An 11,243-nucleotide genomic window follows, 5' to 3' on the forward strand; every position below is an offset into this window, starting at 1 on the left:
ACACCGAACACGGATACCGGCTCGACTGCCGAGGCCGAGCAAGAAACACCGCATACCGAACAGCATGAGGTGGCGGAAGTTAACGGTCCGAAAGGGCCGGAGCCCACGCGTTACGGCGATTGGGAACGAAAGGGGCGCTGCGTCGATTTCTAGGCAGCGTTTTTCAAATCAAGTATAGGGTAAACCATGTCAGCCAACCGACCACTTTCTCCCCACCTGCAAGTTTATCGTTTGCCCTTAACCGGCTTGATATCCATCACTCATCGTATGACCGGCGTCCTGTTGTCGATGGGTTTGTTGTTATTCGTTTATGTGCTGCTTGCCATCGCCGCCGGTGAGTCAACTTACCTGGACATGCAGGCATTTATGTCGTTCTGGCTGTTCAAGCTGGTGTATTGGGGGTTTGTTTATGCCCTGTTCTTCCATTTATGTCACGGTATTCGGCATTTGATTTGGGATGTAGGCAAAACTTTCGATCGTGCCACCATGAATAGATATGCACTGATCGAGCTGGGCTGTTCGGCAATCTTGACATTCGCCGCCTTTTTACTTTTTTAATCGGAGTACGCCATGTTTCTCGCCAAAATCGCCGATTGTTTTTCAATTCATAATGCCACCGGCCATTTCTGGTACCAGCGGGTTACGGCGCTAGCGTTAATTCCCTTATCGGTATGGTTGCTTTTGTTGCTTAATAAAGCGCTCACCGCGCCCTACGCGGACACTGTGGCTTGGCTAACATCGCCTATCAATGCCTCGGCCATCATTGCCTGGACAGTGGCCGTAATTTTTCATGCCGCATTGGGTGTGCAGGTCGTTATCGAAGATTATGTTTCCAGCCTGTCTACTCGGCATTTAGCGATACGTGCGACTAATTTAATTTTTCTAGCATTGGGCGTTGCGGCTTTAGTTGCAATTTTCTTCATTCTTATTGATAGGTAATCCATGGCCTCAGCGTATAACATCATTGAACACCAACATGACGTGGTAGTGGTTGGCGCCGGCGGCGCCGGCTTGCGTGCCACCTTCGGCATGGTGGAAAAAGGCCTAAAGACTGCCTGTATTACCAAAGTTTTTCCTACCCGTAGTCATACCGTTGCCGCGCAAGGCGGCATCAGTGCGGCTTTGGGTAACATGGGCGAAGACGACTGGCGTTTTCATATGTACGACACCGTCAAGGGATCCGACTGGCTGGGCGATCAGGATGCCATCGAATATATGTGCAGAGAGGCGATCCCGGCCATCATCGAACTGGAACACTACGGCGTGCCGTTTTCCAGAACCCCGGAAGGCAAAATTTATCAACGTGCGTTCGGCGGCATGTCCACACATTACGGCAAAGGGCAGGCGCAACGCACTTGCGCGGCTGCCGACGTGACCGGGCATGCCATTCTGCATACCTTGTATCAACAAGCCTTAAAGCATCATGCGGAATTTTTCGTCGAATACATAGCCCTGGATTTAATTATGGAAGGCGGCGAATGCCGTGGCGTGCTGGCTTGGTGTCTGGACGATGGTTCGATTCATTTGTTTCGCGGCCATCAAACCGTGTTGGCTACCGGCGGTTACGGACGTACCTTCCTGTCCTGTACCTCGGCACACACCGTGACCGGCGACGGTAACGGCATGGCCTTGCGGGCCGGTTTACCGTTGCAGGATATGGAATTCGTGCAATTCCATCCTACCGGCATTTACGGTTCCGGCTGTTTGATGACGGAAGGCGCGCGCGGGGAGGGCGGTTACCTGACCAATTCGGAAGGCGAAGCCTTTATGGTTAAATATGCGCCGCATGTCAAAGACTTGGCCTCGCGCGACGTGGTGAGCCGTGCCATCACCATAGAACTCAACGCCGGCCGAGGCGTGGGCCCTAAAAAGGATCATGTTTATCTGCATCTGGAACATTTGGATCCGGCCATCATTCACGAGCGCTTGCCCGGTATTACCGAAACCGCCCGTATTTTTGCCGGCGTCGATGCCACCAAGCAACCGATCCCGGTACTACCGACCGTGCATTACAACATGGGCGGGATTCCAACCAATTACAAAGCCGAAGTCGTCACCTTAAAAGACGGCAATCCGGATTATGTGGTGCCCGGCCTGATGGCGATCGGCGAGACGGCCTGCGTGTCGGTTCACGGTGCCAATCGGTTAGGTTCCAACTCGTTACTGGATTTGGTGGTGTTCGGGCGTGCGGCGGCTATTCGATGCACCGAATTGATCAAACCCGGCATGCCGCATAAACCGTTGGCAAAAGATGCCACCGACACGGCCTTGACCCGATTCGACAAAATTCGCCACGCCAATGGCAACCGTTCCACGGCCCAAATACGCCTGGACATGCAAAACACTATGCAATCCAAAGCGGCGGTATTTAGAACCGAAAAAACCTTACAGGAAGGTATACAGCGCATGGGCGAAGTGGCCGCCTCGTTTGAGGATGTGAAAGTCGGCGACAAATCCCTAATCTGGAATACCGATCTGGTGGAAACATTGGAACTGGATAATCTGCTGGGACAGGCCCAAGTTACCATCACGGCGGCCGGCAATCGCCAGGAGAGCCGCGGCGGTCATGCCCGCGAGGATTTTCCTAAGCGCGATGATGAAAACTGGATGAAACATACGCTGACCTGGCGGGAAAACAATCAAGTCAAAATCGATTACCGGCCGGTCCATTTGTATACATTGACCGACGAAGTTGACGTTGTAGCGCCTAAAGAGAGGGTTTACTAATGGTTGAATTTACGCTGCCCCAAAATTCGGTGGTTAAAAAAGGCAAAACCTTTAAAGCCGCTGGTGCTACCAATATCCGCAATTTCGAAGTGTATCGTTGGAACCCCGATGCGGGTGAAAACCCGCGTATCGATACCTATGAAATCGATATGGATCATTGTGGCCCGATGGTGCTGGACGCCATTTTAAAAATCAAAAACGAAATCGACAGCGGTCTGACTTTTCGGCGTTCCTGCCGGGAAGGCGTGTGCGGATCCTGTGCCATGAACATCAACGGCAAAAACACCTTGGCCTGCACCAAAGCGATTGCCGATTACAAAGGTACCGTGAAAATCTTCCCGTTGCCGCATATGGCGGTGGTTAAGGATTTGGTCGCGGATATGAGTCATTTCTTCGAGCAATACACATCCATCAAACCCTGGTTGACCAATGATGCCGAACCGCCGGCCGACGCTGAACGCCTGCAAAGCCGGGACGAGCGGGCCAAACTGGATGGTTTGTACGAATGCGTGCTGTGCGCCTGCTGTTCGACCAGTTGCCCCAGTTATTGGTGGAACAGCGATAAATACCTCGGCCCTGCCGTCTTGCTGCAAGCCTACCGCTGGCTGGCGGATAGCCGCGATACCAACGATCAGGAGCGCTTGGACGAACTGAATGAGTCGTTCAAACTCTACCGCTGCCATACCATCATGAATTGCACCGATACTTGTCCGAAAGGGCTCAATCCGGCTAAAGCCATTGCGGAAATCAAAAAACAATTGGTACAACGCGACCATTCATGAGTGAGCTTAACAAGCTGCGCTGGCGCTGCCGGCGCGGCACTTTGGAGCTGGATTTGTTACTGCTTCGCTATCTGGAAAACGCTTTCCTGTCCGCCGAGCCGGGCGAACAGCAGGCTTTTTTACAACTGCTGGATTGTGAAGATACCGAATTAATGCGTTATTTGATGGGGGAGAGCATACCCGCACGTTCCGCCCTGGTGCCTCTTGTTAGCAAGATCCGCGCATTGCCTGTTCGGCAATAGCTGTTTGCCGAGCATGATCCGTTGGTTTTGGAGGTCTGTTATGCCGACACATAAATTAACTATCCATGTTGCGGTTCTGTCGCTTTTGATACTGTCTGGTTGTAGCACGATGGATGCGCCTTCGCAGCTTGGGCAACTGGACCGTATTAACGGCTTTCAACTACCCTTGGCCATCACGCCGTCGGTCGATCCGGTTGAGTTTGCCGATTGCATGGCGCCTGCAACGGCAAACGTAAAGCTAGGCTTTGGGCAAATGATCGATAAGCTAAAAGCGCATTCGGAAAATGGCTTATTGCTGAATCAATTAGGCCTATTCGATAAACCCAGTCTTGCGGAACATGCCCTGCAAGCCAGGACGCATTTACGAAACTTAGTCGACCATTTTACCGCCAATCTTATTATTTCCGATCTGGTCGGCATGCCGGACAGCGTTATTAGCGAAAAAATCCGCCAAAAAGCCGAGAAAATCGTTGAATACATTCAGCAACATCCGATCGATTCGGAGCAAGACCTGCTATTGCTGAAAAAGCTTAGCCGCGCCTATTTAACCGCTTATTTCATTAAGCCGGTGGACTTCACTCAACTGCGGAGCGAAGACGAACAAGACTTGCGCGCCGACATTGCGGGTATTTTACAACACAATCCTAACCATCCAAAGGTGAATGCCTTGCTGGATATGCTGCAGCCTAGATTAAGACCCGCCGGCTTGAAGGTCGCCGGATTTATCGACCGGGACGGTAGCCAATTCGGCTTTTCGGGAGGATCCGGCAGCGCGGACAACTTGAAGGTGGATCATAGTCAAATCGGTGCCGATGTGATGCGCATCTTTCTGGATGCCATGCGCGATACGTTGGCGCCATTACCGGTGCTGGCTTACTCGACTGCCGGCCAGCAGCCAACCGAATTCGATGTGATGGCCTTTCAAACCGCGGATCAACCCATCGCTTTTGACTGGCATATGGACAGGCATAATCAATCCAAGGCGATACACTTGAGCCTCACGGCGCAGCAGTTCGAGTATATCCAGGCCTTAGCCAAACAAGCGGAAGCATCCGCGGCCAGTAGTGTCGGCAAGGCCATTCGCGGCGGCGCGTTTGGCTCTTTGAATAACGAAGCGATAGCCCGGCAACTTGAAACCGCCGCCGGCGTATTGGCCAGACACGTCACCGAGCGTTCCCAATGGTGCTTGTTGGCGCAAGGAAAGCTTTAACCACATTACTAACCATTCGTCGGTTTCGTATCGGCGTATTTTGGCCGGTTGTGTTTTTCTCCTTTCTTATGGCGATGAATCGGATGGATGTCAGGTAGACAATAATGTCTTTAGGACAGTACACAGAATGCCGCCGTCCCGATAGTATTGAACCTCTATCGGGGTGTCTATCCGGCTTAGGGTTTTGAACTGGGTGACGGTGCCGTCGATGCTGGTAGCCGCGACCTCTATCTGTTGCTGCGGCAAGTTATCGTAGCGGATATCGATAGCGAAGGTTTCGCTACCGTTTAATCCCAAACTTGCCGCGCTGTCTCCCGGCATAAATTGCAAGGGCAAAATCCCCATGCCGATCAGGTTGCTGCGATGGATGCGTTCAAAACTTTCCGCCAAGACTGCCTTTACGCCTTGCAGATACGGACCCTTTGCGGCCCAGTCCCGCGACGAGCCGGAGCCGTATTCCTTGCCCGCCAGTATACATAGCGGTATGCCGGCTTGTTTATATCGCATCGCGGCATCGAAAATACTTATTCTGTCGCCGTTGGGGTGATACACGGTGAGATTACCCTCTATACCGGGCACCAGCATGTTGCGAATCCGGATGTTGGCGAAAGTGCCCCGGCTCATGACTTGATCATTGCCGCGCCGCGAACCGTAACTGTTCCAGTCCGGTTGTGGTACGCCGTTTTCCGTCAGGTAGCGCGCGGCCGGCGAATCGGCAGCGATTTGACCGGCCGGCGAAATGTGATCGGTAGTTACCGAATCACCGAACATGGCCAACACCCGTAGCCCGTTCAGCGGCTTGATAATCTGGGTTTGTCGGTCGATGCCGGAAAAGAACGGCGGTTTGCGGATATAGGTGGAATCCTCTTGCCACGGGTACAGTTCCGACTGGCTGACCTCGATATTTCGCCAAGTTTGACTGCCGGCAAAGATATTGGCGTATTTTTCCCGAAATATATCCGGCGTTACAAACCGGCTTATCGTTTCGCTGATTTCGGCATTGCTGGGCCAAATATCGCGCAGAAATACCGGCTGACCGGTTATATCCGTACCGATAGGGTCACGACTGATGTCTATGGCTGTTGATCCGGCCAGGGCGTAAGCCACTACCAGCGGCGGCGAGGCCAGATAATTGGTCTTGGTCAAAGGATGCACGCGGCCTTCAAAATTTCGATTACCGGATAGTACAGCCGACACGACCAGCTGGTTTTCGACAATTGCTTGTTCCACGGCCGGATCCAGTGGCCCGGAATTACCGATGCAGGTGGTACACCCATAACCCACCAGATAAAACCCCAGTTGCTCCAGATAGGGTATCAAGCCGGATTTAGTTAGATATTCCGTCACTACCATCGAACCGGGCGCCAATGATGTCTTTACATAATTTTTAACTTTTAGTCCTTTCTCGACGGCTTTTTTAGCCAACAGTCCGGCCGCCAGCATCACGGAGGGATTACTGGTATTGGTGCAAGAGGTGATCGCGGCAATCACTACCGCACCGTGGGTAATCGGCTCGCTGCTACCGTGGTTTGATACCGTGCCCTGGCGTGCCAGGTCGCTCTCGGTCAGGCCCATGCCTTGATTGCCCACCGGCGCGCATAACATTTGCCGGTAAGTCGGGCCAAGTTGACTCAACAGAATACGGTCTTGCGGCCGTTTCGGGCCGGCCAGCGCGGGCTCGATACCGGCCAGATCGACTTCCAAGACTTGGCTGAATTCCGGGTCCGGCGTGGTGTCGCTACGAAACAGACCTTGTTGTTTGGCGTAACGTTCAGTGAGTGCGATGTGTTCGTCGCTGCGTCCGGTAAGCCGCATATAAGCTAGCGTTGCGTTGTCGATTGGAAAGTAACTCACCGTCGCGCCTTGTTCGGGCGCCATATTGCTGATAGTGGCTCTGTCCGGCACGCTCATGGCAGTCAAGCCGGCTCCGTAAAACTCCACAAATTTACCGACTACACCAACCTCCCGGCACAATTCGGTAATTCGCAGCACTAAATCGGTGGCCGTAACCCCGGGCGGTAAACTACCGGTCAGTTTAATGCCGACCACATCCGGCACCAGCATGGAGATAGGCTGATCCAGCATTACCGCTTCCGCTTCGATGCCTCCGACCCCCCAGGCCAACACACCCAAGCCATTAACCATGGGGGTATGCGAATCAGTACCGACGCAGGTATCCGGGTAGCAGACATGCTGGCTGTCGTTGAAGACCACCGAGGACAGATATTCCAGATTGACCTGGTGGACGATACCGGTGGCCGGCGGGACTACACGGAGGTTACGAAATGCGGATTGCCCCCATTTCAGAAACTGGTAACGTTCGGCATTGCGTTGAAACTCAATCTCCTCGTTTAACGACAGCGCATTGGCCTTACCGAAATAATCCACCTGTACGGAATGATCGATCACCAGATCGCAGGGAATAAGCGGATTGATTTTTCCGGGATCGCCTCCCTGTTCGTTCATCGCCTCCCGCATTGCGGCCAGATCAACTAACGCCGGCACGCCGGTAAAATCCTGAAGTACCACTCTGGCCGGCTTGTAAGGTATTTCCAGTCTTTTTCCGCGCGGCTGCCAGTCGGCCAGACACAACACATCATCCACACTGCTCTCGGAACCGTCGCAATTACGTAATACGGATTCCAGGAGAATTTTGATCGTGAACGGCAGGCGCGTCAGTTTTGTCAAGCCGTTGAGTTCAAGCGTGTTTAAGGAATAATAAGTCGCCGAGCCTAGGCCTAGCGGTTGTAAAGCGCCAAAAGGATCGAGGTTTGCCATGGGTGCTCTCCTTATCTCTTGAGGGTTGCCGTTAATCAGTCGACAGCGGCGAACCTGCAAGATTCCTTTGTTATTAAGATTGTTGAACAGGTTCTGATGCGATTGTATTTAACGTGTGTGCCGGCCATCCTATAGCGATCCACTAGTTCTGTACACCCTTTAAATTGATTCCCTAAATGAATTAAAAGGCTTATAGTTGAATTCCGCTTCATTCTGAGACAGGAGGCTATCATGGCTAACACCGGAATCGATCAAGACGCCGTCATCCAGGTATTAAATAAAATCCTGGAGGCCGAATTGGCCGGCGTTGTGCGTTACACTCACTATGCGTTGATGGTTTTTGGCTATAACCGCATCCCGATTGTGTCCTGGATGCGAGCCCAGGCCAATGAATCCTTGATGCATGCCAACGAGGCCGGCGAATTGATTACCCATTTGGGCGGCCATCCTTCGCTGGGTATTGGGCCTTTATTGGAGACCCATAAGCACGACATCGGCGATATTCTGCGCGAGTCTCTCGAACACGAAACCCAGGCTCTGGCCGAATACTACCGCCTATTGGGGTTGGTGGAAGGCCGCAATGTATTGCTGGAAGAATACGCCCGCAGGATGTGCGCTTTGGAGGAAACTCACGTCGGTGACGTGCGCAAGATGCTGTTAAAACCGGGCGGCTAAACCTTGCCGGACTTACGAGTCTCTCTTGAGAAAATCGCATGGACACGGCATCCGTCACTCGCATCGAAACCGACTCGCTGGGCGGTATAGCCGTACCGGCCGATAAATACTGGGGCGCGCAAACTCAACGTTCGCTGCTGCATTTTCGGATAGGCGAGGAACGCCTGCCCCGGCCCTTGATTCGCGCCTTGGGTATAGTCAAATATTGCGCGGCACTGGTTAATGTCAGCCTGCATAACCTGGATGAACGAACGGGACAGGCGATTGCCGAGGCGGCACAACGCATTATAGATGGCGAATTGGACGCGCATTTTCCACTGGTGATCTGGCAAACCGGCTCTGGCACCCAATCCAATATGAATGCCAACGAAGTGATTGCCAATCTGGCCAATCTGAGCCTTGGAAGTGTTCTCGGCGCAAAATCGCCGGTCCACCCCAACGATCACTGCAACTGTAGTCAATCCAGTAATGATGTTTTTCCAACCGCCATGCATATTGCCGCGGTCGAGCAAATACAGGTTATGCTGATGCCGGCCTTACAGCATTTGCAACAAACCTTACGGGATAAATCCTTAGCCTGGGCGGATATTATCAAGGTAGGACGTACGCATCTGCAAGACGCCACGCCATTGACCTTAGGTCAGGAATTTTCCGGTTATGCCAGCCAATTGCAATTGAGTCAGGCACGTATTAACGATAGTCTGAAGCGGCTTTATCCGCTGGCCCAAGGCGGCACCGCGGTCGGTACAGGTTTGAATGCAAAACCGGAGTTCGGCGAATATTTCGCGGCACAGGTGGCGAAGGTGACCGGGTTGCCGTTCACGTCGGTCGCCAACAAGTTCGAAGCCATGGCCAGCCATGATGCCCTGGTCGAAGTGTCCGGCGTATTGAACTGCATTGCCGTCAGTCTGAATAAAATCGCCAACGATATCCGCCTGTTGGCTTCCGGACCACGTGCCGGGTTAGGTGAATTGATTCTGCCGGAGAATGAACCCGGCTCCTCCATCATGCCCGGAAAAGTCAATCCAACCCAGTGCGAGGCCATGACCATGGTTTGTGCGCAAGTCATGGGCAATCACGCCACGGTAACCATTGCCGGCGCACAGGGACAGCTGGAACTCAATGTGTTTAAGCCGGTGATTATCTTTAACGTACTGCAATCCATCAGACTATTAGCCGAGTCGATCAACAGTTTTAATCAGTATTGCGTTGCGGGTATTACGCCAAATCAAGGTCGTATTACTGAATTGATGGAAAATTCCTTGATGCTGGTAACCGCGCTGGTGCCGCATATCGGTTATGACAAGGCTGCGCATATCGCGCAAGCGGCGTTAAAAAATAAAAGCACGCTGCGTGAAGCGGCCGTTAACAGCGGTCTGATCGACGCGGCGACATTCGATAGCCTAGTCAGACCGGAGCGCATGGTTGTGCCGGGCTGAACCGGGCAGAATCGAGGAGAGGGCAAACCATGAATAGTTCCGATACCGATAAATTACCCGACCATCCGCAATGGGTTTGTCTGCAATGCGGTTACAACATGATAGGCGAAATGCCCGACATTTGCCCTTTTTGCGGTGCCCGGCATGACCAGTTCATGCCGTGGGACGAGGCCGAAACGACGTATCGGGTCAATCTACACGGCGTAAGTGATTCGGTCGCTCAACTGCTGTCGGCACCCAAACTGGGATTGGAGCATGCGGCTTATCGTATCGAAACCGAATCGGCAGCCGTCTGGATAGATTCGCCGTCGGCGTTTAACCGTAATCTAGCCCCGGTAAGCGCCATTCTGTTTACCCACCATCATTTCATGGGGGCCTCCAATCAATATCGGCGATTATGGTCCGCCAACGTCTGGTTACATGAACTGGATGCGCAAAACGAACTGGCTGCACGATTCGACGTTGACCAGCGTTTTGCAGACGATTTTGTTGTCCATGGCATAGAAGCTTTCCACACTGGCGGCCATACGCCCGGATTTACTTTTTATATTTATCGGCAGACCTTGTTCATCTGCGACTATGTATTTCAGAGCAATACCGGTATGCAATTCAATCCTTTCGGGCCCACTTCGGAAACTTTAAACCAAGCCAAACGCATTCTGGACATCGTTAGTGGCAGAGATTTAAAAACCGTGTGCGGTTATAACTATATTGCCGAATTTATCGATTGGTTGCCCGATTTCGAAACGCTGGTACGGAAAGGTTGAGCGCAATGCACACCGATAATCCGGAAAATTCGGTTGATAGGAATACGGATGTGCAAAAGTTGACGGTTTTTTACGATGGCGCTTGTCCTAAATGTCGGCGCGACCGGGCAAGTTACGAAAAGCTGGCCGGTAGTGCGGCTGAACAAGTGTGCTGGTTCGATATTACCGGCCAGGAAAACCGCCTGCACGAGCTGGGTATTGATCCGTACCGGGCATTATCGGAACTGCATGTCCGCGATACCCGTGGCCGGATCGTCTTCGAGCTGGATGCCTATATTCTGTTGATGAGTAAGGTGACGGTTTTGAAACCTTTTGCCTGGTTGTTGAGTCTTCCGGTCATTAAACCTTTATTGGCAAAACTCTACCATTGGCAGGTTAACCGACGGCTGAGAAAACGAGGTTTGCTGGCCGGGTAATAACCGGGTTCGTGCTTTTCTGAAGTTTTAACGGGCGATTTTTAGTTGCTATGCCGCGATTAGGTGCAACTAAAATCTATTTAGTCGTCCCTGAAAAGCCATAAATTCACATCTAAAGCATTGAAATACAATAAATAATTAAATAAAAAGACGAGCAATAATTGCAAGAAATTAGTAAAATAGATATTAATTTCTTGCAAATTTTTA

General features: G+C 52.2%; 12 protein-coding genes. 11 read left to right on the forward strand and 1 reads right to left on the reverse strand.

Annotation, left to right across the window (positions count from 1 at the left end; translation table 11 throughout):
* The 7 genes from M0R33_RS23840 to M0R33_RS23870 all read left to right on the forward strand — a co-directional run.
* A partial coding sequence (locus M0R33_RS23840; RefSeq protein ID WP_292574469.1) for a succinate dehydrogenase assembly factor 4 occupies positions 1-153 on the forward strand: 153 nt, incomplete at its 5' end.
* 33 nt (positions 154-186) lie between these two features.
* Positions 187-558, forward strand: coding sequence for a succinate dehydrogenase, cytochrome b556 subunit (gene sdhC / locus M0R33_RS23845; RefSeq protein ID WP_292574458.1), 372 nt, complete (start codon positions 187-189; stop codon positions 556-558).
* Between the two features lie 12 nt (positions 559-570).
* Positions 571-939, forward strand: a complete 369-nt coding sequence (gene sdhD, locus M0R33_RS23850; RefSeq protein WP_292574459.1) for a succinate dehydrogenase, hydrophobic membrane anchor protein — start codon at positions 571-573, stop codon at positions 937-939.
* A 3-nt stretch (positions 940-942) separates the two neighbouring features.
* Positions 943-2,727 (forward strand): succinate dehydrogenase flavoprotein subunit, encoded by a 1,785-nt coding sequence (gene sdhA, locus M0R33_RS23855; protein ID WP_292574460.1) that lies wholly within the window; start codon positions 943-945, stop codon positions 2,725-2,727.
* A complete protein-coding gene (locus tag M0R33_RS23860) occupies positions 2,727-3,509 on the forward strand; it encodes a succinate dehydrogenase iron-sulfur subunit (protein ID WP_292574461.1) in 783 nt (260 codons plus the stop codon). Before sdhA ends, M0R33_RS23860 begins: the two co-directional genes overlap by 1 nt.
* Complete coding sequence (locus tag M0R33_RS23865) at positions 3,506-3,751, forward strand: succinate dehydrogenase assembly factor 2 (RefSeq protein ID WP_292574462.1); 246 nt, start codon at positions 3,506-3,508, stop codon at positions 3,749-3,751. The genes M0R33_RS23860 and M0R33_RS23865 overlap by 4 nt, the downstream gene beginning before the upstream one ends.
* 40 nt (positions 3,752-3,791) lie before the next feature.
* Complete coding sequence (locus M0R33_RS23870) at positions 3,792-4,961, forward strand: hypothetical protein (protein ID WP_292574463.1); 1,170 nt, start codon at positions 3,792-3,794, stop codon at positions 4,959-4,961.
* A 90-nt stretch (positions 4,962-5,051) separates the two neighbouring features.
* On the opposite strand, the gene acnA is transcribed toward M0R33_RS23870, so the two are convergent.
* On the reverse strand, positions 5,052-7,739 hold the full coding sequence (gene acnA / locus M0R33_RS23875) for an aconitate hydratase AcnA (protein WP_292574464.1): 2,688 nt from the start codon (positions 7,737-7,739) through the stop codon (positions 5,052-5,054).
* Between the two features lie 231 nt (positions 7,740-7,970).
* Here acnA and M0R33_RS23880 point away from each other — a divergent pair, with 231 nt between their 5' ends.
* The 4 genes from M0R33_RS23880 to M0R33_RS23895 are packed head-to-tail and all read left to right on the forward strand — an operon-like array spanning position 7,971 to position 11,036.
* Positions 7,971-8,414, forward strand: a complete 444-nt coding sequence (locus tag M0R33_RS23880; RefSeq protein WP_292574465.1) for a ferritin-like domain-containing protein — start codon at positions 7,971-7,973, stop codon at positions 8,412-8,414.
* Between the two features lie 38 nt (positions 8,415-8,452).
* Positions 8,453-9,853, forward strand: coding sequence for a class II fumarate hydratase (gene fumC, locus M0R33_RS23885; protein WP_292574466.1), 1,401 nt, complete (start codon positions 8,453-8,455; stop codon positions 9,851-9,853).
* Positions 9,854-9,882: 29 nt separating this feature from the next.
* A complete protein-coding gene (locus M0R33_RS23890) occupies positions 9,883-10,620 on the forward strand; it encodes a rubredoxin-like domain-containing protein (RefSeq protein ID WP_292574467.1) in 738 nt (245 codons plus the stop codon).
* A 5-nt stretch (positions 10,621-10,625) separates the two neighbouring features.
* A complete protein-coding gene (locus tag M0R33_RS23895; RefSeq protein WP_292574468.1) occupies positions 10,626-11,036 on the forward strand; it encodes a DUF393 domain-containing protein in 411 nt (136 codons plus the stop codon).
* Positions 11,037-11,243: the final 207 nt, after the last annotated feature.

Source organism: Methylomonas sp. (assembly GCF_023228165.1).
Lineage (GTDB): Bacteria > Pseudomonadota > Gammaproteobacteria > Methylococcales > Methylomonadaceae > Methylomonas.